22 protein-coding genes and 1 pseudogene are annotated in these 23,193 nt (G+C 60.1%); 12 read left to right on the forward strand and 11 right to left on the reverse strand.

The genetic code is table 11. From position 1 onward, the window contains the following. Positions 1-100 precede the first annotated feature (100 nt). Entirely contained in the window at positions 101-589 is a 489-nt protein-coding gene (locus KVG87_RS05880; RefSeq protein ID WP_010465173.1) for an Lrp/AsnC ligand binding domain-containing protein, read from the forward strand. A gap of 120 nt (positions 590-709) precedes the next feature. Here KVG87_RS05880 and KVG87_RS05885 read toward each other — a convergent pair whose 3' ends face one another. After that, the gene (locus tag KVG87_RS05885) at positions 710-1,063 is read right to left on the reverse strand and encodes a YkgJ family cysteine cluster protein (RefSeq protein ID WP_095181431.1); all 354 of its coding nucleotides are present in this window, start codon (positions 1,061-1,063) and stop codon (positions 710-712) included. A gap of 146 nt (positions 1,064-1,209) precedes the next feature. On the opposite strand from KVG87_RS05885, the gene KVG87_RS05890 reads away from it, so the two are divergent. Continuing rightward, a complete protein-coding gene (locus KVG87_RS05890) occupies positions 1,210-2,520 on the forward strand; it encodes an NAD(P)/FAD-dependent oxidoreductase (RefSeq protein ID WP_217849724.1) in 1,311 nt (436 codons plus the stop codon). A 133-nt stretch (positions 2,521-2,653) separates the two neighbouring features. Here KVG87_RS05890 and KVG87_RS05895 read toward each other — a convergent pair whose 3' ends face one another. Next, complete coding sequence (locus KVG87_RS05895; RefSeq protein WP_217849725.1) at positions 2,654-2,896, reverse strand: DUF1127 domain-containing protein; 243 nt, start codon at positions 2,894-2,896, stop codon at positions 2,654-2,656. Positions 2,897-3,071: 175 nt separating this feature from the next. Between KVG87_RS05895 and KVG87_RS05900 the strand changes: the two genes are divergently transcribed. Both KVG87_RS05900 and KVG87_RS05905 read left to right on the forward strand, forming a co-directional pair. Further along, complete coding sequence (locus KVG87_RS05900; protein ID WP_076564538.1) at positions 3,072-4,493, forward strand: aminotransferase-like domain-containing protein; 1,422 nt, start codon at positions 3,072-3,074, stop codon at positions 4,491-4,493. Between the two features lie 61 nt (positions 4,494-4,554). After that, positions 4,555-6,123, forward strand: a complete 1,569-nt coding sequence (locus KVG87_RS05905; RefSeq protein ID WP_217849726.1) for a phospholipase D-like domain-containing protein — start codon at positions 4,555-4,557, stop codon at positions 6,121-6,123. Between the two features lie 104 nt (positions 6,124-6,227). Here the strand turns inward: KVG87_RS05905 and KVG87_RS05910 are convergent, their stop codons facing one another. Both KVG87_RS05910 and KVG87_RS05915 read right to left on the reverse strand, forming a co-directional pair. Further along, on the reverse strand, positions 6,228-7,373 hold the full coding sequence (locus KVG87_RS05910; RefSeq protein WP_217849728.1) for an MFS transporter: 1,146 nt from the start codon (positions 7,371-7,373) through the stop codon (positions 6,228-6,230). Positions 7,374-7,635: 262 nt separating this feature from the next. After that, on the reverse strand, positions 7,636-9,129 hold the full coding sequence (locus tag KVG87_RS05915) for an aldehyde dehydrogenase (RefSeq protein WP_217849730.1): 1,494 nt from the start codon (positions 9,127-9,129) through the stop codon (positions 7,636-7,638). Positions 9,130-9,365: 236 nt separating this feature from the next. Here KVG87_RS05915 and KVG87_RS05920 point away from each other — a divergent pair, with 236 nt between their 5' ends. Continuing rightward, entirely contained in the window at positions 9,366-9,728 is a 363-nt protein-coding gene (locus tag KVG87_RS05920; protein WP_016772555.1) for a cupin domain-containing protein, read from the forward strand. Between the two features lie 203 nt (positions 9,729-9,931). Here KVG87_RS05920 and rpmG read toward each other — a convergent pair whose 3' ends face one another. Together rpmG and rpmB are read right to left on the reverse strand one after the other, a co-directional pair. Further along, positions 9,932-10,087, reverse strand: coding sequence for a 50S ribosomal protein L33 (gene rpmG / locus KVG87_RS05925; protein ID WP_016772554.1), 156 nt, complete (start codon positions 10,085-10,087; stop codon positions 9,932-9,934). 11 nt (positions 10,088-10,098) lie between these two features. Next, complete coding sequence (rpmB, locus tag KVG87_RS05930; RefSeq protein ID WP_007920377.1) at positions 10,099-10,332, reverse strand: 50S ribosomal protein L28; 234 nt, start codon at positions 10,330-10,332, stop codon at positions 10,099-10,101. Positions 10,333-10,778: 446 nt separating this feature from the next. Between rpmB and KVG87_RS05935 the strand changes: the two genes are divergently transcribed. Next, positions 10,779-12,365, forward strand: a complete 1,587-nt coding sequence (locus tag KVG87_RS05935; RefSeq protein WP_217849732.1) for an ABC transporter substrate-binding protein — start codon at positions 10,779-10,781, stop codon at positions 12,363-12,365. 147 nt (positions 12,366-12,512) lie between these two features. On the opposite strand, the gene radC is transcribed toward KVG87_RS05935, so the two are convergent. After that, positions 12,513-13,187, reverse strand: coding sequence for a RadC family protein (radC, locus tag KVG87_RS05940; RefSeq protein ID WP_041476636.1), 675 nt, complete (start codon positions 13,185-13,187; stop codon positions 12,513-12,515). A gap of 133 nt (positions 13,188-13,320) precedes the next feature. Between radC and coaBC the strand changes: the two genes are divergently transcribed. The 4 genes and pseudogenes from coaBC (at position 13,321) to argB (ending at position 17,620) form a co-directional block, all read left to right on the forward strand. After that, on the forward strand, positions 13,321-14,529 hold the full coding sequence (gene coaBC, locus KVG87_RS05945) for a bifunctional phosphopantothenoylcysteine decarboxylase/phosphopantothenate--cysteine ligase CoaBC (RefSeq protein WP_016772551.1): 1,209 nt from the start codon (positions 13,321-13,323) through the stop codon (positions 14,527-14,529). Between the two features lie 5 nt (positions 14,530-14,534). Next, a complete protein-coding gene (gene dut, locus KVG87_RS05950) occupies positions 14,535-14,990 on the forward strand; it encodes a dUTP diphosphatase (protein ID WP_041476635.1) in 456 nt (151 codons plus the stop codon). A gap of 303 nt (positions 14,991-15,293) precedes the next feature. Then, positions 15,294-16,697, forward strand: a pseudogene (locus tag KVG87_RS05955) (phosphomannomutase/phosphoglucomutase); the annotation flags it as partial. A gap of 17 nt (positions 16,698-16,714) precedes the next feature. Beyond that, positions 16,715-17,620: an acetylglutamate kinase gene (gene argB, locus KVG87_RS05960; RefSeq protein ID WP_016772548.1), complete on the forward strand. Its 906-nt coding sequence runs from the start codon at positions 16,715-16,717 to the stop codon at positions 17,618-17,620. Between the two features lie 168 nt (positions 17,621-17,788). On the opposite strand, the gene pyrE is transcribed toward argB, so the two are convergent. Next, a complete protein-coding gene (gene pyrE / locus KVG87_RS05965) occupies positions 17,789-18,433 on the reverse strand; it encodes an orotate phosphoribosyltransferase (protein WP_217849737.1) in 645 nt (214 codons plus the stop codon). 82 nt (positions 18,434-18,515) lie between these two features. Between pyrE and crc the strand changes: the two genes are divergently transcribed. Beyond that, positions 18,516-19,295 carry a catabolite repression control protein Crc gene (gene crc / locus KVG87_RS05970; protein WP_016772543.1) on the forward strand — a complete coding sequence of 260 codons (780 nt, stop codon included), beginning with the start codon at positions 18,516-18,518 and terminating at the stop codon, positions 19,293-19,295. A 68-nt stretch (positions 19,296-19,363) separates the two neighbouring features. Here crc and gltS read toward each other — a convergent pair whose 3' ends face one another. From gltS to rph, 3 genes are all read right to left on the reverse strand, one after another. Further along, positions 19,364-20,572, reverse strand: a complete 1,209-nt coding sequence (gene gltS, locus KVG87_RS05975; protein ID WP_217849740.1) for a sodium/glutamate symporter — start codon at positions 20,570-20,572, stop codon at positions 19,364-19,366. A 370-nt stretch (positions 20,573-20,942) separates the two neighbouring features. Further along, a complete protein-coding gene (locus KVG87_RS05980; protein WP_016772541.1) occupies positions 20,943-21,311 on the reverse strand; it encodes a DUF4870 domain-containing protein in 369 nt (122 codons plus the stop codon). 25 nt (positions 21,312-21,336) lie between these two features. After that, positions 21,337-22,059, reverse strand: coding sequence for a ribonuclease PH (rph, locus tag KVG87_RS05985; RefSeq protein ID WP_024014799.1), 723 nt, complete (start codon positions 22,057-22,059; stop codon positions 21,337-21,339). 268 nt (positions 22,060-22,327) lie between these two features. On the opposite strand from rph, the gene KVG87_RS05990 reads away from it, so the two are divergent. Next, positions 22,328-23,191: a YicC/YloC family endoribonuclease gene (locus KVG87_RS05990; RefSeq protein WP_016770639.1), complete on the forward strand. Its 864-nt coding sequence runs from the start codon at positions 22,328-22,330 to the stop codon at positions 23,189-23,191. Positions 23,192-23,193 lie beyond the last annotated feature (2 nt).

A 23,193-nucleotide genomic window follows, 5' to 3' on the forward strand; every position in this document is an offset into this window, starting at 1 on the left:
GCGCAGTGTAAAAAAGAAATGCCAGTGCTTTTCACTATATAAGCGCCTATATTTGGCGACAATTCTCGGCAAAAACCCTTTTCACGGAGGCGCATCCCCTATGCGTACCAACACTCAGACCAAACGTGAGCTGGACAAGATCGACCGCAACATCCTGCGAATCCTCCAGGCGGACGGGCGGATTTCCTTTACCGAGCTCGGGGAAAAGGTCGGCCTCTCGACCACGCCGTGCACCGAGCGCGTGCGACGTCTGGAGCGCGAGGGGATCATCATGGGCTACAACGCCCGGCTCAATCCGCAGCATTTGAAGGGTAGCCTGCTGGTGTTCGTCGAGATCAGCCTCGACTACAAATCCGGCGACACATTCGAAGAGTTCCGACGCGCGGTGCTGAAGCTGCCGCATGTGCTGGAGTGCCATTTGGTGTCAGGGGATTTCGACTATCTGGTGAAAGCGCGGATTTCCGAGATGGCCTCGTATCGCAAACTGCTCGGCGACATTCTCTTGAAGCTGCCGCATGTGCGTGAATCGAAGAGCTACATCGTCATGGAAGAGGTGAAAGAGAGCCTTTGCCTGCCGATTCCGGATTGATCACCGCAATGATCGTTCCCACGCTCTGCGTGGGAATGCAGCCCGGGACGCTCTGCGTCCCAAAGGCCGAACGCGGAGCGTCCGAAGAGGCATTCCCACGCAGAGCGTGGGAACGATCGCTTACACCAACACCTGCCGATTCGCCGCCATGTACTCGAAAATCTGCTTCTCGACCCGTGGATGTATCAACTCCACCGGCCGCCGCTCGTTCGGGCACGGCAGGGTCTTGGTCGTACCAAACAATCGACAGATCAGCGGCCGCTCTTCATACACCGTGCAGCCATTCGGCCCCAGATGCACACAGTTGAGTTCTTCCAGCGCCGCATCCTGCTCGGCGCGGGATTTGCGCGGCAGCCGGGCCATTTCCTCGGGCGACGTGGTCACCGGGCCGCAGCAGTCGTGGCAGCCCGGCACGCAGTCGAACGTGGGGATCTGCTGACGCAGGTTGCGGATTTTCTGGCTGTTGCAGCTCATCGAAACGGTGACCAAAGTGGCGGGCTGATGATTGTGCCGCAAAAGCCCGGATCCAGACACCGCAGGCCGACCGATGTTGCCCACGTTCGGGCGTGCGGCTTATGCTCCGTCAAATTTTCTCGACACTCAGCCGTTGGATGATGCCCATGACCGCCCGCGCCCAGACCACCGCGAGCCAACCCCACGTTGCCTCTTATTACGCCGCCAGCAGCCTGCCGCAGCCTGATCATCCCGTGCTGCAAGGCGAGTTGGTGGCGGATGTCTGCGTGGTCGGCGGTGGCTTTTCCGGGCTGAATACCGCGCTGGAACTCGCCGAACGCGGTTTCAGCGTGGTGTTGCTGGAAGCGCACAGGATCGGCTGGGGCGCCAGCGGTCGCAACGGCGGGCAGTTGATTCGCGGTGTCGGTCACGGCCTTGATCAGTTCGCCAATGTCATCGGTGCCGAAGGCGTGCGCGAGATGAAACTCATGGGCCTGCAAGCGGTGGAGATTGTCCGCCGGCGCGTCGATCGTTTCGGCATTGCCTGCGACCTGACCTGGGGCTACTGCGACCTCGCCAACAAGCCTTCCGATCTCGACGGTTTTGCCGAAGATGCCGAAGAACTCCGCAGCCTGGGTTATCGCTACGAAACCCGTCTGTTGCAGGCCAGTGAAATGCACACTGTGGTCGGTTCCAAGCGCTATGTCGGCGGCTTGATCGACATGGGCTCCGGACATCTGCATCCGCTGAATCTGGCGCTGGGCGAAGCGGCAGCGGCGCAGCAACTGGGCGTGCAATTGTTCGAGCAATCGGCAGTGACGCGCATCGATTACGGCCCCGAAGTGAAGGTGCACACCGCGCAAGGCTCGGTGCGGGCGAAGACCTTGGTGCTGGGCTGCAATGCCTATCTCAATGACTTGAACCCGCAACTGAGCGGCAAGGTCCTGCCCGCCGGCAGCTACATCATCGCCACCGAACCGCTGAGCGCAGAGCAGGCGCACAACCTGCTGCCGCAGAACATGGCGGTCTGCGACCAGCGGGTGGCGCTGGATTACTACCGGCTCTCGGCGGATCGACGTTTGTTGTTTGGTGGCGCCTGCCATTATTCAGGGCGCGATCCGAAAGACATCGGCGCCTATATGCAACCGAAGATGCTTGAAGTGTTCCCGCAACTGGCCGGGGTGAAAATCGATTATCAGTGGGGCGGGATGATCGGCATCGGTGCCAACCGCTTGCCGCAGATTGGCCGGCTCGCCGACCAGCCGAACGTGTATTTCGCCCAGGCTTATTCCGGGCATGGGGTGAATGCCACCCACCTGGCCGGGAAGCTGTTGGCCGAGGCGATCAGCGGGCAGCATGGCGGCGGCTTTGATCTGTTCGCCAAGGTGCCGCACATCACCTTCCCGGGCGGCAAGCATTTGCGCTCGCCGTTGTTGGCGTTGGGGATGTTGTGGCATCGGCTGAAAGAGTTGGTCTGAGGGTATTTCGGCGGCCCTTGATCCGCTTTCGCGAGCAGGCTCGCTCCCACAGTAACCGCGTTTATTCAGGCAGAACGCAGTCACTGTGGGAGCGAGCCTGCTCGCGATGAAGCCCGCAAGAACAATACAGATCTCATATCCGCCAAAACGGCTTCAACCCCTCCTCCCTTGCCTGCTCTCGCGTCAGCCCGACATCCCTGAGTTGCTCCGGCGTCAGTCCCAACAACGCCTTGCGCGTGTGCAGACGATGCCAGAACAGCTCCCAGCGACTGAGGCCGGACGGCGCGTTACGCAGCAGATTGCGCGCGCTGTCCTTCTGCCCTGCCGCCAGTTCCTGACTGTGTAACGTCAGCCGCACATCGCTCAAGCCGTTCATTTTCGTTGCTCCTGTTTACTTGGGTAGCCAGAGATTCCATGATGCGCGGGCGAGCAAAACCATTACAGACTCAAATAACCTGTATTAACTCCATACAGATTTGCCGATTCGCCGACTGAATGATTGATTTTTGCCGCATCTGTACTGGTTTCCACCAAGACGCACCGAGGCCACCATGACTCTGTATGTAAATCTCGCCGAATTGCTCGGCACCCGCATCGAACAAGGCTTCTACCGCCCCGGCGATCGTTTGCCGTCGGTGCGTGCCTTGAGCATCGAACACGGAGTCAGTTTGAGCACGGTGCAGCAGGCCTATCGCGTGCTTGAAGACAGCGGCCTCGCCACGCCGAAACCCAAGTCTGGCTACTTTGTCCCAGTCGGCCGCGAGTTGCCGGAGCTGCCCGCAGTGGGCCGCCCGGCGCAGCGGCCAGTCGAGATTTCGCAATGGGATCAGGTGCTGGAATTGATCCGCGCGGTACCGCGCAAGGACGTCGTGCAATTGGGCCGTGGCATGCCCGATGTCGGCTCACCGACCATGAAGCCGCTGCTGCGCGGACTGGCGCGAATCAGCCGTCGGCAGGACATGCCTGGTCTGTATTACGACAACATCCACGGCAACCTCGAACTGCGCGAACAGATCGCACGGCTGATGCTTGATTCCGGCTGCCAGTTGAGCGCCAGCGATCTGGTGATCACCACTGGCTGCCACGAAGCGCTGTCCACCAGCATCCACGCGATCTGCGAGCCGGGCGACATCGTCGCGGTGGACTCGCCGAGTTTCCACGGCGCCATGCAGACCCTCAAAGGCCTGGGCATGAAAGCCCTGGAAATCCCCACCGACCCGCTCACCGGGATCAGCCTCGACGCCTTGGAACTGGCCTTGGAACAGTGGCCGATCAAGGCCATTCAGCTCACCCCCAACTGCAACAACCCGCTCGGCTACGTCATGCCCGAGTCGCGCAAACGCGCCTTGCTGACCCTGGCCCAGCGTTTCGACGTGGCGATCATTGAAGACGATGTGTATGGCGAGCTGGCCTACACCTATCCGCGCCCGCGCACGATCAAATCCTTCGACGAAGACGGCCGCGTGTTGCTCTGCAGCTCGTTCTCCAAAACCCTGGCGCCGGGGCTGCGCATCGGCTGGGTGGCGCCGGGCCGATATCTGGAGCGAGTGCTGCACATGAAATACATCAGCACCGGCTCCACCGCGCCACAACCGCAGATCGCCATCGCCGAATTCATCAAGGCCGGCCATTTCGAGCCGCACTTGCGGCGCATGCGCATGCAGTACCAACGCAATCGTGACGCGATGATCGATTGGGTGACCCGCTACTTTCCCGCCGGCACTCGCGCCAGTCGCCCGCAAGGCAGCTTCATGCTCTGGGTGGAACTGCCGGAAGGTTTCGACACGCTGAAACTGAATCGCGCGCTGCACGATCAGGGCGTACAGATTGCTGTCGGCAGCATCTTTTCCGCCTCGGGCAAGTACCGCAATTGTCTGCGGATGAACTACGCTGCCAAACCAACAGCGCAGATCGAAGAAGCGGTGCGCAAGGTCGGCGCTGCGGCAATCAAATTACTCGCCGAGACCGACTGACCTTTTTTGCGCGCCCGGCGTCCAAATTGCCGACCTCAGCCGCCAACCGGAATGACCCTACGTGAGCTTCAGACAGCCCTTACTCGCTTTACTGATACTCGCCTCGTTCCTCAGCGGCTGCGCCAGCCTTGATGTGCCGCGCGAACCAAGCCAGGCCCTGCCGGCGTCGGACTCCAGCTTCGGCCGTTCGATTCAGGCTCAGGCCGCGCCCTACAAAGGGCAGTCGGGGTTTCGCCTGCTCTCCGACAGTGGCGAGGCGTTTACCGCCCGGGCCGAGCTGATTCGCCATGCCCAGGTCAGCCTCGATTTGCAGTACTACATCGTCCACGACGGCATCAGCACGCGGATGCTGGTGGAGGAAGTGTTGAAGGCGGCCGACCGTGGCGTGCGCGTGCGCATCCTGCTCGACGACACCACCAGCGACGGCCTCGACCAGATCATCGCCACCCTGGCGGCACATCCGCAGATCCAGATTCGTTTGTTCAATCCGTTGCACCTGGGGCGCAGCACCGGCGTAACGCGCGCGGCCGGGCGACTGTTCAATCTGTCCGTGCAGCATCGGCGCATGCACAACAAGTTGTGGCTGGCGGACAACAGCGCGGCCATCGTCGGCGGGCGCAATCTGGGCGATGAATATTTCGACGCCGAACCCAACCTGAATTTCACCGACATCGACATGCTCAGCATCGGCCCGGTGGCCGAACAGCTCGGACACAGTTTCGACCAGTACTGGAACAGCGCGCTGAGCAAACCGATCGACGAATTCCTCTCCAGCCAACCGACTGCCGCCGACCTGCAAAACACGCGCACGCGCCTGGAAGAATCGCTGGAAGAAACCCGCAAGCAGAACCACGGGCTCTATCAACAGTTGATGAAATTCACCACCGACCCGCGCATGGACATCTGGCGCAGAGAACTGATCTGGGCCTGGAACCAGGCGCTGTGGGATGCGCCGAGCAAGGTCCTGTCCAAGGGCGAACCGGATCCGCATCTGCTGCTGACCACGCAACTGGCGCCGGAACTGACCGGCGTCAGCAAAGAGCTGATCATGATTTCCGCCTACTTTGTGCCCGGCCAGCCGGGGCTGGTCTACCTGACCGGGCGCGCCGATGCCGGAGTCTCCGTGAGCCTGCTGACCAATTCGCTGGAGGCCACCGACGTACCGGCGGTGCATGGCGGTTACGCACCCTATCGCAAAGCGTTGCTTGAACACGGGGTGAAACTCTATGAACTGCGCCGCCAGCCTGGGGATAACTATGCCAGCGGGCCACGAGTGTTCTACAGCAAGTCGTTTCGCGGTTCGGATTCGAGTTTGCACAGCAAGGCGATGATCTTCGACCGGCGCAAATCGTTTATCGGCTCGTTCAACTTCGACCCGCGCTCGGTGCTGTGGAACACCGAAGTCGGCGTGCTCGTCGACAGCCCGGAACTGGCCGAGCACGTGCGCGCACTGGCCCTGCAAGGCATGGCGCCGACCTTGAGTTATCAGGCGAAACTCGAGGACGGCAAGGTTGTCTGGGTCACCGAAGACAACGGCCAGATGCATACCCTGACCAAGGAACCGGGGAGCTGGTGGCGGCGCTTCAACTCATGGTTCAGCACCAACGTCGGCCTGGAGCGGATGTTGTAACCCTTTGTGGGAGCGAGCCTGCTCGCGAAAACGGTTTCACATCCAGCAAATGAGCTGACTGGTGCACCCCTTTCGCGAGCAGGCTCGCTCCCACACGGATGCGCTCAGACTGCTTCTGCCGATGCGCCAAAGGCTCCCTGGCGCAACAACAAAAGCACCAGGCCAAACGCCCCAGCCGCCATCAACAGCGGCAACGCATGCCCATTGATCCACTGACTGCCCGCCCCTGCCGCCAACGGCCCGACCAGACAACCGACACCCCACAACTGCGCGATATGCGCATTGGCGCGAACCAGCGCATCGTCTCGATAACGCTCGCCAATCAGGATCAGTGACAAGGTAAACAAGCCGCCGGCACTGGCGCCGAACAGCACCCACAACGGCCAGATCAGCAGCGTGTCGAGCAACATCGGAATGGCCAGACTCGACAGCATCAACACCACCGCGCATCCGGCGAACAGCGTGCGCCGCGACAGGTAATCGGCCAACGCGCCGATCGGTAATTGCAGCAGCGCATCGCCGACCACCACGGTGCTGACCATGGCCAGCGCGATTTCGGCGGTGAACCCTTGTTGCAGGCAGTACACCGGCAGCAGCGTCAGAATCATCGCCTCGAACGCGGCGAACAACGACACCGCCCAGGCAATCGCCGGCAACTCGCGGGCGAAGCCCCACAGATCGCCAAACGTGACGCTGTTGGCCTCACTGCTCGGCGCCCCGCTGCGCCCCAGCAGCAGAAAGGGCGAGAGCGTCAGCAGAACGACCCCGACCCAGAAACCGTAATCATGCTCGGTACCGAGCGCCCCCAGCAGCAACGGACCAGACAGTTGGCTCAGCGCATAGCTGCTGCCATACAGCGCCACCAGACGCCCGCGCCACTGCTCGACCACCAATTGATTGATCCAGCTCTCGCCGAGGATGAACACGATGGTCAGGATCACCCCGATCAGCAGGCGCAGCAGCAACCAGATCGGGTAACTCGGCAGCAGCGCCAGCAGGCCGATCGACAATGCCCCGGCCCACAGGCACAGACGCATCAGGTTCGCCGTGCCGAAATACGCGGCGAGATGGCTGGAAATCTTCGCCCCCAGCAACACGCCGATTGCCGGCATGGCTGCCATCACACCGATGGCGAACGAGCCGTAGCCCCAGCCCTCCAGACGCAACGACACCAGCGGCATGCTGACCCCCAGGGCCAGACCGACACTCAAGACAGACGCCAACACGGCGAAATACGTCGCCCACCGCATGCTCCACGCTCCTGTGGATATTTTTATATGCACCACAAAATCACTGTGGGAGCGAGCCCCTGTGGCGAGGGGATTTATCCCCGTTGGGTCGCGCAGCGGCCCCAAAACCTGCAACCACGATGTATCAGGTACATCGCGTGCAATGGTTTAGCGACTGCTTCGCAGCCGAACGGGGATAAATCCCCTCACCACAGAGGCTCGCTCCCACAGGGGATCTCTGTTTGGTCAGGAAGCCCCGAGTGAGCGGGCTCCCGTCAGCGGCTTACAGCTTGATCCACGTCGCCTTCAGCTCGGTGTACTTGTCGAAGGCGTGCAGCGATTTGTCGCGACCGTTGCCCGACTGCTTGAAGCCACCGAACGGCGCGGTCATGTCGCCGCCATCATACTGGTTGACCCACACGCTACCGGCGCGCAAGGCCTTGGCGGTCAGGTGCGCCTTGGAGATGTCCTGGGTCCACACCGCTGCGGCCAGACCGTATGGCGTGTCGTTGGCAATCTGGATGGCTTCTTCGGCGCTGTCGAAAGCGATCACCGACAACACTGGTCCGAAAATCTCTTCCTGGGCAATCTTCATCGCATTGCTCACACCATCGAAAATGGTTGGCTCGACGTAAGTGCCACCGGTCTCTTGGAGGATGCGCTTGCCGCCGGCGACCAGTTTGGCGCCATCGCTATGGCCGGATTCGATGTACGACAGCACGGTGTTCATCTGCTGGGTATCGACCAGCGCACCGACGTTGGTCGCCGGGTCCAGCGGATTGCCCGGCTTCCAGGTTTTCAGCGCTTCGATGACCATCGGCAGGAATTTGTCCTTGATGGAACGCTCGACCAGCAGGCGCGAACCGGCGGTGCACACTTCGCCCTGGTTGAAGGCGATGGCGCTGGCGGCGGATTCAGCGGCGGCCTGCAGATCCGGCGCATCGGCGAAGACGATGTTCGGGCTCTTGCCGCCGGCTTCCAGCCAGACGCGTTTCATGTTCGATTCGCCGGCATAGACCATCAGTTGCTTGGCGATCTTGGTCGAGCCGGTGAAGACCAGCGTGTCGACATCATTGTGCAGACCCAGCGCCTTGCCGACGGTGTGGCCGTAGCCCGGCAGCACGTTGAGCACGCCTTTCGGAATCCCGGCTTCAATGGCCAGCGCAGCGATACGGATGGCGGTCAGCGGCGATTTTTCCGACGGCTTGAGGATCACCGAGTTACCGGTCGACAGCGCCGGGCCGAGTTTCCAGCAGGCCATCATCAGCGGGAAGTTCCACGGCACGATAGCGCCGACCACGCCCACCGGCTCACGGGTCACCAGACCCAGTTGGTCATGCGGGGTGGCGGCAACTTCGTCGTAGATCTTATCGATCGCTTCACCGCTCCAGCTCAACGCCTGCGCCGCGCCCGGCACGTCGATGTACAGCGAATCGCTGATCGGCTTGCCCATGTCGAGGGTTTCCAGCAGCGCCAGTTCTTCGGCGTGCTGTTTCAGCAGGCTGGCGAAGCGGATCATGGTGGCTTTGCGCTTGGTCGGCGCCAGGCGCGACCAGACGCCGGAATTGAAAGTGGCGCGGGCGTTTTCTACAGCACGGTCGGCGTCGGCGGCGTCACAGCTGGCGACCTTGCCGAGCAGGCGGCCATCGACCGGGCTGATGCATTCGAAGGTTTCGCCGGAGACGGCGTCGGTGTATTCGCCATTCAGGAAGGCGCGGCCTTCGATTTTCAGATCGCGGGCGCGTTGTTCCCAGTCGGCACGAGTCAGGGTGGTCATTCGGGTGTCCTCCTCTTATTGAATACGAGCACCACAAGCGCTGCGGCGCTGTTCAAGAATTCTGCCCGGCCAGCCTGCACTTTCGGCCCGAGGCACCCGCCACCCTAAACCAGCGACCGGGTTTGTTTCAATATATTTGACATAAGCTGGCCATACGGCCTTGCGGTGTTCATTTTAATAAACATAGACTTTGGCCCATTCCAGCCCATGCGCCGTCACTAGCGGAGAAAACAACAATGAACATCCAGAACGTCGTCGACATCAGCCTCGCCAGCAGCGAAGCCGAGCGTTATCGCCCGGACCCGGCGAAGGTGCTCAAGGGCGATCCTGAGCAGGCGGTGTTTCATCAATACGACAGCCCTTGTGGGCAAATGGGCGTGGGTGTGTGGGAAGGCGCGGTGGGTCAGTGGACGGTGAATTACACCGAGCATGAGTACTGCGAGATTCTCCAGGGGGTTTCGGTATTGCGTGACAGCGATGGCAATGCCAAGACCTTGCGCGTTGGCGATCGCTTCGTGATCCCGGCGGGGTTTCGCGGAACCTGGGAAGTGCTGGAGGCTTGCCGCAAGGTTTATGTGATCTTTGAACAGAAGGCTTGAGATGTTTGCTGGCTGATCGGCCCTCATCGCTGGCAAGCCAGCTCCCACAGGTTTTGTGCATGACACAGGTTCTGTGAAGACCGGCAATCAATGTGGGAGCTGGCTTGCCAGCGATAAGGCCCAACCGGTCACCGCAGAATCCAAGGCAAAAAAAAGGCCCGCATCTCACGATACGGGCCTTTTTCGCAGTCAGGAAAAATCAATTACTTGATTTTGCCTTCCTTGTACATCACGTGCTTGCGAACAACCGGATCATATTTCTTGATCTCGATTTTGTCCGGGGTAGTACGCTTGTTCTTGTCGGTAGTGTAGAAGTGACCAGTACCGGCGCTCGAGATCAAACGAATCAATTCACGCATGATTAGCTCCCTTAAATCTTGCCATCGCGGCGAAGTTCGGCGAGCACGACAGTGATGCCACGCTTGTCGATGATACGCATGCCTTTGGCAGATACGCGCAGACGCACAAAACGTTTCTCTTCTTCAACCCAGAAGCGGTGATGCTGCAGGTTCGGCAGGAAACGACGACGGGTTTTGTTGTTTGCGTGGGAAATGTTATTCCCAGTCACCGGACCCTTACCGGTAACTTGACATACTCTCGACATGCCTCAGCCCTCTAAAACCACATGCCCAACCCGGCATGGGTTGGCCGCTTAATCTCTCAGTCATTTGGCGCCAGGCGCCGCGTTTCTTTAGAGGTCTTACCGGCTACACCTACAGTGAAGGAACCGGGCCCCTAGAAAAGAGCGCTGCTTTATACCAGAAAGACCGGGGTGCAACAACAATCGGTGTGCAATCAATCGGCAAAAGGGCGATTTTTTCCGCCGCAGACGCCTTGGACAAAGGCTGCGGCCAGTTTTGACCACTCGTCGCAGAAATACCGTCCTACAGGCGATTCAGACTTTTCATCCCCCTGCCCACGCTCGAAACCGCGCAAGAGTGCGCCTGAAAATGCAAAAAGGGGATAGTCATTTGCAATTCAGAGCTCTAGGGTAGGACTTTTCCAGACTGCACTTGCAGATGGGCCTTCGATCTGTAAAGGAAACCGACCATGCGCCTCGCTGCCCTACCCCTGTTGCTCGCCCCGCTCCTGCTGAGCCCCCTTGCCCAAGCCGCCGCGTTGAGCGTGTGCACCGAGGCCAGCCCTGAAGGGTTCGACGTGGTGCAGTACAACTCGCTGACCACCACCAATGCTTCAGCTGACGTACTGATGAACCGCTTGGTGGATTTCGACACCGCCAGTGGCAAGGTCATCCCGAGCCTCGCCGACAGCTGGGAAGTCAGCACCGACGGCCTCACCTATGTGTTCAAACTGCACCCGCAGGTGAGATTTCACACAACCGACTACTTCAAGCCGAGCCGCGAGCTGAGTGCCGAAGACGTCAAGTTCAGCTTCGACCGCATGCTTGACCCGGCCAACCCGTGGCACAAGGTCGCCCAGAGCGGCTTCCCCCATGCGCAGTCGATGCAACTGCCGAGCCTGATCAAGAAGATCGACGCCCTCGACCCGCTGACCGTGCGTTTTACCCTCGACCATCCGGATTCGACCTTCCTCGCGACCTTGAGCATGGGTTTCGCCTCGATCTATTCCGCCGAATATGCCGACAAACTGATGAAGGCCGGCGCCACCGACAAACTCAACAGCCAGCCGATCGGCACCGGCCCGTTCGTGTTCAATCGCTTCCAGAAAGACGCGGCGATTCGCTACAAGGCCAATCCGGACTATTTCCGTGGCAAGCCTGCGGTCGACCCGTTGATCTTCGCCATCACGCCGGACGCCAACGTGCGCCTGCAAAAGCTGCGACGCAATGAATGCCAGATCGCCCTGTCGCCAAAACCACTGGACGTACAGGCTGCGCTGAAGGAGCCGACGCTGAAAGTCGAAAAGACTGACGCGTTCATGACCGCTTTCGTGGGCATCAACAGCCAGCATCCGCCACTGGACAAACCGGAAGTGCGCCAGGCGATCAACCTCGCTTTCGACAAGGCCAACTACATCAAAGCCGTGTTCGAAGACACCGCCGAAGCGGCCAACGGCCCGTACCCGCCGAACACCTGGAGCTACGCGAAGAACCTGCCGGGCTATCCACACGACGTGGCCAAAGCCAAGGCGCTGCTGGCCAAGGCCGGCTTGAAGGATGGCTTCCAGACCACAATCTGGACGCGGCCATCGGGCAGCCTGCTCAACCCGAACCCAAGTCTCGGCGCGCAGATGCTGCAGTCGGATCTGGCCGAGATCGGCATCCAGGCAGAAATTCGTGTGATCGAATGGGGCGAGCTGATTCGTCGCGCCAAGGCCGGCGAGCACGACCTGCTGTTCATGGGCTGGGCCGGCGACAACGGCGACCCGGACAACTTCCTCACGCCGCAGTTTTCCTGCGCGGCGGTGAAGTCCGGGACCAACTTCGCGCGGTACTGCAATGCCGATCTGGACAAGCTGATCAGCGCCGGCAAGACCACCAGCGAGCAAGGCGTGCGCACCAAGCTGTATGAACAGGCACAGGCACAGATCCAGCAGCAGGCGTTGTGGCTGCCACTGGCGCACCCGACGGCCTACGCTTTGACGCGCAAGGATGTTCAGGGTTATTCCGTCAGCCCGTTTGGCCGCCAGGATTACTCCAAGATCAGCCTCAAATAACCTGCCTGACACAAACCGGTGGATGGAAACAATCTGTGGGAGCGAGCCTGCTCGCGAAAGCGGTCTGTCAGCAAACAATGATGCTGACTGGTAAAACGCCTTCGCGAGCAGGCTCGCTCCCACAGGGTCCAGAATTGGCGCCAAGAACTACATCCAGCCACACTCCGCCATCGACAGCGGCTCGCCGTCTCCGACGATGAAGTGATCGAGCACTCGCACGTCAATCAACTCCAGCGCTTTCTGCAGGCGCTTGGTCAGCAGCCGATCGGCCTGACTCGGATCGGTGTTGCCGGACGGGTGGTTGTGACAAAGGATCACCGCTGCGGCGTTATTGGCCAGCGCCCGCTTCACCACCTCCCGTGGGTGCACGCTGGTGTTGTCGATCGAGCCGCGAAACAGCGCCTCGAAATTCAGCACCTGATGTTTCGAATCGAGAAACAGGCAGCCGAACACCTCGTGCGGCTCATGTCGCAGCATCGCCTTGAGGTAATCGCGGACGACCTGAGGGTTTTCCAGTGCCGGTTTCTGTCGTGAGCGCTCGGCCAGATGGCGCTTGCTCATTTCCTGCGCGGCTTGCAGCTGGGCGAACTTGGCGGGGCCGAGGCCCAGTTGTTTGCTGAATGCGTCCTGATCGGCCTCGAGCAGCAAACGCAGGCCACCGAATTGCGTCAGCAGATGTCTGGCGAGGTCGACAGCGCTTTTTCCGGGCAATCCGGTGCGCAGAAAAATCGCCAACAACTCAGCGTCCGAAAGACTCCCTGCGCCGTGTTCCAACAGCCTTTCCCGTGGCCGTTCCGCCGCCGGCCAATCGCGAATACTCATAGCACCTCCTTGTCTGTGGGCGCCGCTGTTCCGTAGCGGTCGCTGTGATATCGTAGCCCATCTTTTTGGCGGTCGATTCAACCCTGGGGAGGGGTATCGCGCCGCCGTCATCAACGAAATGAAAGGCAGACCTATGCAGCGGCTGTATCGGAAACGCATCGTTCTGGGCGTCGGCGGCGGCATTGCGGCCTACAAGAGCGCCGATCTGGTTCGCCGCCTGATCGACCAGGGTGCCGAAGTGCGCGTGGTCATGACCCATGGCGGCGCCGAATTCATCACCCCGCTGACCATGCAGGCCCTGTCGGGCCACCCGGTTCACCTCGACTTGCTCGACCCTGCCGCCGAAGCCGCCATGGGCCATATCGAGCTGGCGAAATGGGCCGATCTGGTGCTGATCGCCCCGGCCACCGCCGACCTGATCGCCCGCCTGGCCCAAGGCATTGCCAACGATCTGCTGACCACGCTGGTGCTGGCCACCGACGCTGTGGTTGCTGTCGCGCCAGCAATGAATCAGGCGATGTGGCGCGACCCGGCGACCCAGGCCAACCTGCAACTGTTGGAGAGCCGTGGCCTGAAGACTTTCGGCCCGGCCTCGGGCAGCCAGGCCTGCGGCGACGTCGGCATGGGCCGCATGATGGAAGCCACCGATCTGGCACTGCTCGCCGCCGATTGCTTCCAGCGCCAGGCATTGACCGGCAAGCATGTGGTGATCACCGCCGGCCCGACTCAGGAAAACATCGACCCGGTGCGCTACATCACCAACCACAGCTCGGGAAAAATGGGCTTTGCCCTCGCCGAAGCAGCCGTGGAAGCCGGCGCCCGTGTCACTTTGATCAGCGGCCCGGTGCACCTGCCGACGCCTGATCGCGTGACGCGGATCGATGTGGTCAGCGCCCGCGATATGCTCGCCGCCTGCGAATCAGCCATGCCTTGCGACGTGTTCATCTCGTCGGCAGCGGTGGCGGACTACCGCCCTGAAGTCGTCGCCCCGCACAAACTCAAGAAAGATCCTACGAGCGGAGACGGCTTCGTCCTGCAAATGGTGCGCAACCCGGACATCCTTGCCACCATCGCGACCCGTCCCGACCGTCCGTTCAGTGTCGGCTTCGCTGCCGAAACCGAACACCTGCTCGACTACGCTGCACGCAAGCTGAAGGACAAGAATCTCGATCTGATCGTCGCCAACGACGTCGCCAACCCGAGCATCGGTTTCAACAGCGAAGAAAACGCCTGCAGCGTCATCGACCGTGAGCTGCACGCCACGGTTTTCGCCCAGACCAGCAAGAGCAAGATCGCTCGCCAACTGGTCACTTTTATCGCCGAACGTCTGAACCAGGTTTAATTTACATGCACGCTTTGCAAGCCAAGATCCTCGATCCACGCATCGGTAGCGAATTCCCGCTGCCGCAATACGCCACGCCAGGCTCCGCCGGCCTCGACCTGCGCGCCATGCTGGAACAGGACATCGTGATCAAACCGGGTGAAACCGTGCTGATTCCCACCGGCCTGTCGGTCTATATCGGCGACCCGAATCTCGCCGCACTGATCCTGCCGCGCTCGGGCATGGGCCACAAACACGGCATCGTGCTGGGCAATCTGGTCGGCCTGATCGACTCCGATTACCAGGGCCCGCTGATGGTCTCCTGCTGGAACCGCGGCCAGAGCGACTTCACCATGACCGTCGGCGAACGTCTGGCGCAATTGGTGCTGGTACCGGTGGTGCAGGCGCATTTCGAAATGGTTGAAGAGTTTGTCGAGACCGAGCGCGGTACCGGCGGTTTCGGCCATACCGGCACCAAATAACCGGATAGAAATTATTGTGGTGAGGGGATTTATCCCCGATAGGCTGCGAAGCGGCCCCAAGATTTTGGGTCTGCTGCGCAGCCCAACGGGGATAAATCCCCTCGCCACAAAAAATGCGCTACATCGGCAGCAGGTTTTAACACCGTAAATCAAGGTTTTGCCGGCCGAAAGCCACGCCAGCCGGGGCGTCATGGCCCTTTCATAGCACGAACTCTCTGTGGAAAACGCCGTCATACCCTTCAGTTTGAGCCTGCCGTCGAACATTTCGCCGGTCTGTCCCGCCCTTTTCGAGATGGAGCATGTCCACAGATGAGCACCCCCGCCAAGATCGCCCCGACGCTGCCTGACAGCATTTTCCGCGCCTACGACATTCGCGGCACTGTGCCGGAATACCTCAACGGTGAAACCGCTTACTGGATCGGCCGTGCCATCGGCTCGCAGAGCCTGGCCCAGGGTGAACCGAACGTGTCGGTCGGTCGTGACGGTCGCCTGTCAGGCCCGGAGCTGGTCGCGGAACTCATTCGCGGCATCGCCGAGAGCGGTTGCCACGTCAGCGATGTCGGCCTGGTGCCAACGCCAGCGCTGTACTACGCCGCCAACGTGCTGGCCGGCAAGTCCGGGGTGATGCTCACCGGTAGCCACAATCCGTCGAACTACAACGGCTTCAAAATCGTCATCGCCGGCGACACCCTCGCCAACGAGCAGATTCAGGTGCTCCACGAGCGCATCAAGAACAACGACCTGAGCAGCGGCCAGGGCAGCGTCACTCAGGTCGAAATCCTCGACCGCTACAACACCGAAATCGTCCAGGACATCAAACTGGCCCGCCGCCTGAAAGTCGTGGTCGACTGCGGCAACGGCGCGGCCGGCGTGATCGCCCCGCAATTGATCGAAGCGCTGAACTGCGAAGTCATCCCGCTTTTCTGCGAAGTCGACGGCAACTTCCCGAACCATCACCCGGATCCGGGCAAACCGGAAAATCTCGTAGACCTGATTGCCAAAGTCAAAGAGACCAACGCCGATATCGGCCTGGCCTTCGACGGCGACGGTGACCGCGTCGGCGTGGTGACCAACACCGGCAGTATCGTCTACCCGGATCGCCTGCTGATGCTGTTCGCTCGCGACGTAGTGGCGCGTAACCCGGACGCGGAAATCATCTTCGACGTCAAATGCACTCGCCGTTTGGTGCCGCTGATCAAGGAATACGGCGGTCGGCCGCTAATGTGGAAGACCGGTCACTCGTTGATCAAAAAGAAAATGAAACAATCCGGCGCGCTGTTGGCCGGCGAAATGAGCGGGCACATCTTCTTCAAGGAGCGCTGGTTCGGTTTCGACGACGGCATCTACAGCGCCGCACGTCTGCTGGAGATCCTCAGCAAGGAAAAATCCACTGCGGAAGAGCTGTTTGCGACCTTCCCGAACGATATTTCCACGCCGGAAATCAATATCCATGTGACCGAAGAGAGCAAATTCAGCATCATTGATGCACTGCACGATGCTCAGTGGGGCGAAGGCGCCGACCTGACCACCATCGACGGCGTGCGTGTTGATTACGCCAAAGGCTGGGGCCTGGTGCGCGCGTCCAACACCACACCGGTGCTGGTGCTGCGCTTCGAGGCCGATGACGAAGCTGAACTGCAGCGCATCAAGGATGTGTTCCACGCCCAACTGAAACGCGTTGCACCTGATCTCCAACTACCGTTCTGATCCACCCGGAGCCCTGAATGACCCTCGAACGCGAAGCCGCCGCCAACACTGCCAAGGTCCTGTCCGAAGCGCTGCCTTACATCCGACGCTACGTCGGCAAGACCCTGGTGATCAAATACGGCGGCAACGCGATGGAAAGCGAGGAGCTGAAAACCGGCTTCGCCCGCGACATCGTGCTGATGAAAGCCGTGGGCATCAACCCGGTGGTCGTGCACGGTGGCGGCCCGCAGATCGGTGATCTGCTCAAGCGCCTGTCGATCGAAAGCCACTTCGTCGACGGCATGCGCGTAACCGACGCGGCGACCATGGACGTGGTGGAAATGGTCCTTGGCGGTCAGGTCAACAAAAGCATCGTCAACCTGATCAACCGCCATGGCGGCAGCGCCATCGGCCTGACCGGTAAGGATGCCGGGCTGATCCGGGCGAAGAAGCTCACCGTCTCCCGCCAGACCCCGGAGATGACCCAACCGGAAATCATCGACATCGGCCATGTCGGCGAAGTCGTCGGCATCAATACCGAGCTGTTGAATCTGCTGGTCAAAGGCAACTTCATCCCGGTCATCGCACCGATTGGCGTCGGTGAAAACGGCGAGTCGTACAACATCAACGCCGACCTGGTGGCGGGCAAGGTTGCCGAAGCGCTGAAAGCCGAAAAGCTGATGCTGCTGACCAACATTGCCGGCCTAATGGACAAGTCGGGCACCGTGTTGACCGGCCTGAGCACGCAGCAGGTCGACGACCTGATCGCCGATGGCACGATCTACGGCGGCATGCTGCCGAAGATCCGCTGCGCACTGGAAGCGGTTCAGGGTGGCGTAGGCAGTTCGTTGATCATCGACGGTCGTGTGCCGAACGCGATTCTGCTGGAAATCTTCACCGATACTGGCGTGGGTACGCTGATCAGCAATCGCAAGCGTCCTTAAGCACTGCTGCAAACAAAGAGACCCCGCTCAGCCTGACTGAGCGGGGTCTTTTTTTGCCCTGCAATCCCTGTGGGAGCGAGGCTGCTCGCGAAAGCGGCGGTTGCATCACATAAATGTTGAGAGTAAAGGCCTCTTCGCGAGCAGGCTCGCTCCCACAGTGCTCTGCGGTTAAACGCCGAACTGCGCGCGGTAGGCCTCCACGGCTGGCAAATGCTGTTTGAGCTGCGGATCGTCGGCGAGGAACTCCAGCACCTGATTCAGCGAGACGATGCTGATCACCGGAATGCCGAAGTCACGCTCGACTTCCTGGATGGCCGACAATTCGCCGTTGCCACGCTCCTGGCGGTTCAGCGCGATCAGCACACCGGCGGCTTTGGCGCCGTCTTGGGAAGCGATGATCTGCATCACTTCACGAATGGCGGTGCCGGCGGTGATCACGTCGTCGATGATCAAGACGTCGCCAGTCAACGGTGCGCCGACCAGGCTGCCGCCTTCGCCGTGGGCCTTGGCTTCCTTACGGTTGAAGCACCATGGCAGGTCACGGTCGTGATGCTCGGCCAGCGCAACGGCGGTAGTGGCCGCCAGCGGAATACCTTTATAAGCCGGGCCAAACAGAACGTCGAAGGGGATGCCGCTCTCGGTGATGGCCGCAGCGTAGAAACGTCCCAGCTGCGCCAGGGCCGAACCCGAGTTGAACAGGCCGGCATTGAAGAAGTAGGGACTGGTGCGCCCGGACTTCAGGGTGAACTCACCGAAGCGCAAAACGCCGCGATCGATGGCAAAACGAATGAAATCGCGCTGATACGCTTGCATGAAAAAAACCCCAAATACCACGGATTTAGCTAATTAGCTTGACGCCGTGTATCATACACGCACGCGATTTTTGGGGCCATTTATGCGGATCATCAGTGTGAACGTCAATGGTATTCAGGCGGCAGTCGAGCGCGGTTTGCTCAGTTGGCTGCAAGCCCAGAATGCCGACGTCATCTGCCTGCAGGACACCCGTGCCTCCGCCTTTGAACTGGATGACCCAGCCTTCCAACTGGATGGCTACTTCCTTTATGCCTGCGATGCTGAAGTCCCTGCCCAAGGCGGCGTGGCTTTGTATTCGCGGTTGCAACCGAAGGCTGTCATCAGCGGTCTCGGTTTCGAGACGGCCGACCGCTACGGGCGCTACCTGCAAGCAGATTTCGACAAAGTCAGTATTGCCACCTTGCTGTTTCCTTCGGGGATGAACGGCGATGAGGACTTGAACCAGAAGTTCAAGCTCATGGACGATTTCGGCAAGTACCTGGACAAACAGCGACGCAAACGTCGCGAGTACATTTATTGTGGCTCGCTGTACGTTGCGCAGCAGAAACTCGACATCAAGAACTGGCGCGACAGCCAGCAATCTCCAGGCTTCCTGGCGCCGGAACGCGCCTGGATGGACGAGATTGTCGGCAACATGGGCTATGTCGATGCGCTGCGCGAAGTCAGTCGTGAAGGCGATCAGTACAGCTGGTGGCCGGACAACGAACAGGCCGAGATGCTCAATCTGGGCTGGCGTTTCGATTATCAGATCCTGACCCCGGGCCTGCGTCGCTCGGTGCGCAGCGCACGCCTGCCGCGTCAGCCACGGTTTTCGCAGCACGCGCCGTTGATCGTCGACTACGACTGGACGCTGACCATCTAAGCGTTGTATCGCAGCCAAAGAAAATGCCCGCATCGTGAGATGCGGGCATTTTTTATGCGCCGTGCTTCCTAAACCGCAGCGAAGAATGGCAAGGTCAGGTACAGCTTGATCACGATGACGTTAACGATATCGATGAAGAACGCTCCTACCATCGGCACCACCAGAAACGCGATTTGCGAAGGCCCATAGCGCTGCGTCACCGCTTGCATGTTGGCAATCGCCGTCGGCGTGGCACCCAGCCCAAACCCGCAATGTCCCGCAGCGAGCACGGCGGCATCATAGTTGCTGCCCATCACCCGGAACGTTACGAAAATCGCGAACAGCGCCATGACCAGCGCCTGCACGGCCAGAATGATGAAGATCGGCAATGCCAACGCCGCCAGATCCCAAAGCTTCAGCGACATCAGCGCGATCGCCAGAAACAGCGAGAGGCTGACATTGCCGAGCACGGAAACTTCACGCTCGAACACCTGATACAAGCCAAGCGCTGACAGTCCGTTACGCAACACCACGCCCACGAACAGAACGCAAACAAAGGTCGGCAACTCGAACGCGGTGCCATGGAGCAAACCATTCAACAAGTTGCCAGCGAGCAGGCTGACGGCAATCAGCGCCAGCGTCTCGACGAACGAAAACGGCGTGATCGAGCGTTCCTTGTTCGGCTGTTCAAAACCTCTTGGCAGTCGCGGCGCTTGCTGGGGACTGCAGCCCGGCACTTGCACGCGCTTGATCAGCAACCGGGCGACGGGCCCACCGATCAACCCGCCCAGCACCAGACCGAACGTCGCTGAGGCCAGCGCCAGCTCCGAAGCCGAAGCCAGGCCATATTTCTCGCTGAACACCGCGCCCCATGCAGCGCCAGTGCCGTGGCCGCCAGCGAGCGTGATCGAGCCTGTCAGCAAGCCCATCAAAGGGTCGAGCCCGAGCAGGGTTGCCAATCCGATGCCCATGGCGTTCTGCACCACCAGCAAGCCAATGACCGCCAGCAGGAAGATGCCGACGATGCGCCCGCCCTTTTTCAGACTGGCAAGGTCGGCACTCAAGCCAATGGTGGCAAAGAAAGCCAACATTAACGGTGTCTGCAATGATGTATCGAAGCGGACTTCTATATCGAAAGTGCGCAATATCAACAAGAGCAAGGCAACCACCAGGCCGCCCGCTACCGGTTCAGGAATATTGTAACTTCGCAGAAAGCCGACACGCGTAACAAGCCCGCGTCCGAGCAGTAGTACTAAAGAAGCGGCCACGAGCGTGCCGTAGAAATCGAGCTCAATCATGTGGATTATTCTTGGCTAAGTATTCACGAGGCGAGCGTTTACTTAGGCTCGACGGGTGAACCGGCTGATTTTATCAACACTGATTACTGGGGAATTCAAGTGCCATCGATGGCTTGAACATATCGAAATGTTTCAATCGAAACATTGCATCGGGCAACTTTAACAACCCGCTCGCGTCAATAACAAGAACGGGAATAAGCACTTGCTCGATCAGTTGTGACCAAAGATGTAATGGAGAAATATCAATAAATAAATGCCAAACCGCACATCGACAACAGACTAGTCCTACAACAAAAACCAATTATTGAGTTGCACAAATAAAAATGCCCCGATAAGCCGGGGCATTTCCATATTGCGATACAACAGACTGTTACTTGATGAGTCGCCAAGTGAACGGATATCTGTACGGGAAACCTTCGTTGGCTTTGACCCCTGCAATGATCGTCAGGACCAATGCCGCGATTGCCAGCAAACCAAAGAGGAAGAAACCAATGATCAGCAGCATGAGCAAGAAGCAGATCATTGAGGCTATCGCCACCGTGATCTGAAAATTCAGCGCCTCTTTGCCCTGCGCATCGATGAACGGGTCCTTCTCGCGTTTCATCTGCCAAAGGATCAGCGGCCCGATCAGATTGCCGAAGGGAATCCAGATCCCCAGCAAGGCGGACAAGTGACAGAACATCGCCCATTGGCGAACCTCCTGGCTCGGTTTGGGCAGCAACTCTTGCTCGTCACTCATCACGTCCTCCTTGTGGTCAAAAACCTCAGTCAGCCAGTGCAGCCTTCTGCAGCTCGAAGATTTCGTTCATGCCCTGCTTGGCCAGTTCCAGCATGGCATTGAGCTCGTCAGGCTGGAACGGCGCGCCTTCTGCGGTGCCCTGCACTTCGATGAAACCGCCGGTGCTGGTCATCACTACGTTCAGGTCGGTTTCAGCAGCGGAATCTTCAAGATAGTCTAGATCCAGCACCGGCTCGCCCTGGTACATGCCCACCGAGACTGCACCGATCATCTGCTTGAGCGGGTCACCGCCTTTCAGGCCGCCGCGTTTCTTGATCACTTTCAGGGCATCGACCAGCGCAACCATGGCGCCGGTGATGGAGGCGGTGCGAGTACCGCCATCGGCCTGGATCACGTCGCAATCGACATACAGGGTCACATCGCCAAGCTTGGACATATCCAGCGCCGCGCGCAGGGAACGGCCGATCAGACGCTGGATTTCGAGAGTACGACCGCCCTGCTTGCCACGGCTGGCCTCACGCTGGTTACGCTCGCCGGTCGCGCGCGGCAGCATGCCGTACTCGGCAGTCAACCAGCCCTGGCCCTGACCTTTGAGGAAGCGCGGTACGCCGTTCTCGACGCTGACGGTGCAGATGACTTTGGTGTCACCGAATTCGACCAGTACGGATCCCTCGGCGTGTTTGGTGTAGTTGCGGGTGATGCGGATCGAGCGGAGCTGATCGGCAGCGCGACCACTTGGACGTTTCATAGGGATACCTGTACTGAGGACGGAAAACTGCCGAGCATTATAGAGCGCTGCACCGCGAGTGGGCACTGGTTAAAACCGCTGGCCGACGACCGAAGCCCCTCAAGCGCGCATAACCGACGGGCTGCAGCGCTTTGTCACACCGTGTGTTTGGGCGCATTCGCCGCACTGCGCTACAATCCTGCGCCTTTGCTGCCAGTCGGCTTAAATTCATTGAAATCGCGCCTGCGAAACAGCGTTTCGCGCCGATCTGCATTGCGAGGTCACCGCCATGGTGCACAGCATGACCGCCTTCGCCCGCGTCGAGAAAGCCGGCGTTCAGGGCACCCTGAGCTGGGAACTGCGCTCGGTCAACAGCCGCTATCTGGAACCGCACCTGCGCTTGCCCGAATCGTTCCGCGACCTCGAAGGCGCCGTGCGTGAAGCACTGCGTCAGGGCCTGTCGCGAGGCAAACTGGAGTGCACGCTGCGCTTCACCGAAGAAAGCACCGGCAAACCGCTGCAAGTGGACCGCGAGCGCGCCGCGCAACTGGTGGCCGCTGCGGAAACCGTTGCCGGGCTGATCAAGAATCCGGCTGCGCTGAATCCGCTGGAAGTGCTGGCCTGGCCCGGCGTGCTGGTGGCCGATGCGACCGACCCGCAAGCGCTGAACGCCGAAGCGCTGGCGCTGTTCAATCAGGGCTTGAAGGATCTGAAGGCTGGCCGCGAGCGCGAAGGCGCGGAGCTGGCTCGCTTGATCAACGACCGCCTGACCTCCATCGAAGAGGACGTGGTGACCCTGCGTGAACTGGTGCCGCAGATGCTCGCCACCCAGCGCCAGAAGGTTCTCGACCGCTTCGCCGACATGAAGGCCGAGCTCGACCCGCAGCGCCTGGAACAGGAAATGGTCATCCTCGCGCAAAAAAGCGACGTGGCCGAAGAACTGGATCGCCTGAGCACTCACATCATCGAAGTTCGCCGGGTGCTCAAGTCCGGTGGTGCCGCCGGGCGGCGTCTGGACTTCCTGATGCAGGAGCTCAACCGCGAAGCCAACACACTGGGCTCCAAAGCCTTCGACCCGCGCAGCACCCAGGCCGCCGTCAACCTCAAGGTGTTGATCGAGCAGATGCGCGAACAAGTGCAGAATATTGAGTAAGG

It is taken from the genome of Pseudomonas siliginis (genome assembly GCF_019145195.1).
Lineage (GTDB): Bacteria > Pseudomonadota > Gammaproteobacteria > Pseudomonadales > Pseudomonadaceae > Aquipseudomonas > Aquipseudomonas siliginis.